The sequence below is a fragment of the Hymenobacter frigidus genome, assembly GCF_014640435.1.
Lineage (GTDB): Bacteria > Bacteroidota > Bacteroidia > Cytophagales > Hymenobacteraceae > Hymenobacter > Hymenobacter frigidus.
On record NZ_BMGY01000096.1, the window covers coordinates 1 to 1,420 of the forward strand.

Genomic DNA, 1,420 nt, shown 5'->3' on the forward strand with positions numbered 1-1,420 from the left:
GGCCACGCGCAGCATTTGCTGCAAATACTCGTTCTTGGTGAACGGACTCCGGTAGCTGGTTTTCTGGGTTTTGGGCTGGTAAACAGGCACCGTTTTGCGCACCAACTCGACCGCGATGGGCAAGGCCAGCTCGCCGGCCTGGTAGAGCAGGCTGACAAAGTTGAGGCCCTTGACGTAGCGCTGCTGGCGGTGGTCCCAATGGGTGCAAATCAGCTCATTGGCGGCGGTGTGCGCCTTCTCCAGCACCGAATCGTCCACGATGAGTACGGCGAACTCGCCGGCCGGCCGCCGGGCCTCGGTTTGGCGAATCAGGGGCTTGGCCTGCCGCCAGATGTCGGCCGGGCCGTAGGTGGTCTGGCTCAGCCAGCGCGTGACGTGGTCGTGGCTCAGCGTCCCGTCCAGCAGCCGCGACAAGCCCGTGGCCGTCGTCGGGCCCGTCGAACTCAGCAAATAATCCGTGTACAGGTCCAGCGTGCAAGTCATCATAAAGCCCCTAAACGAACAAACTAACCCAACGACTGCGTAACATCAGTTACTTATAAAGCCTATTGAAAAAGAGCATCGGCGCGCGGCTGGCGCGTGCTTTTATGGCTCTGCTCTGCGCTATTACCAGTAGATAGTATAGAGTGTGGTGAGCAGCACCAGAATAACCGCTGAACCGATGACAAAGCTGCGCTGGGGCTTAAACATGCTCGCGTCTACTTCCAAGCCGTTGGTTTTCACGCCGCGACTCGTTTCGGCTAGGCTGATGAGCACCATCACTAGGACACAGAGCATAAATACAATGCCCATGCGGTCGAGGAATGGAATTTCATATATGCCCTCAGCACTGCGGCTAGCAAAGCCGATAAAGGCCAAGAAGGAAAGGTCAGCGTACTGAGGCAGTAGTTTGAGTAGAACCGACAGCACAAAGCCACCCACCGTTGCGAACAGGGCCGCTGTAGAGGTGGTGCGCTTCCAGAAAAAGCCCAAAATGAACATGGCAAAAATGCCTGGGGACACAAAGCCCGTGTACTCTTGAATAAACTCGAAGCCCCCCTTTTTGTCGATGCCCAGGTGCGGCGCAATCAGCACGCCTAGCACCATGGCCACCACCACGGCAATTTTGCCCACATTCACCAGCTGTTTCTCCGAGGCGTCCCGGTTGAATACTTTCTGGTACACGTCCAGCGTGAAGATGGTGGCAATGGAATTCGCTTTGCCCGCCAGCGAGGCCACCACCGCCGCCGTGAGCGCCGCGAAGGACAAGCCTTTCAACCCCACGGGCAATATATTGAGCAGCACCGGGTAGGCGCGGTCGGGGTTGATTTCGCCCCCCTGCATCATTTCATTGCCAAACCCCGCTACGTTCTCTTTCCTATGTTCAGACACGACCTCTTAATTTAGGTCAATGAAGGAAAGGAGTGGAGTAAGATTCTAA

Annotated in this window: 1 protein-coding gene and 1 pseudogene; both read right to left on the bottom strand. The window is 56.5% G+C overall.

Annotated elements, in window-relative coordinates:
• Positions 1-486, bottom strand: a pseudogene (locus IEW17_RS20570) (IS701 family transposase); the annotation flags it as partial.
• Positions 487-606: 120 nt separating this feature from the next.
• Positions 607-1,371 (bottom strand): sodium:solute symporter family transporter, encoded by a 765-nt coding sequence (locus tag IEW17_RS20575; protein WP_188563941.1) that lies wholly within the window; start codon positions 1,369-1,371, stop codon positions 607-609.
• Between the last annotated feature and the right edge of the window lie 49 nt (positions 1,372-1,420).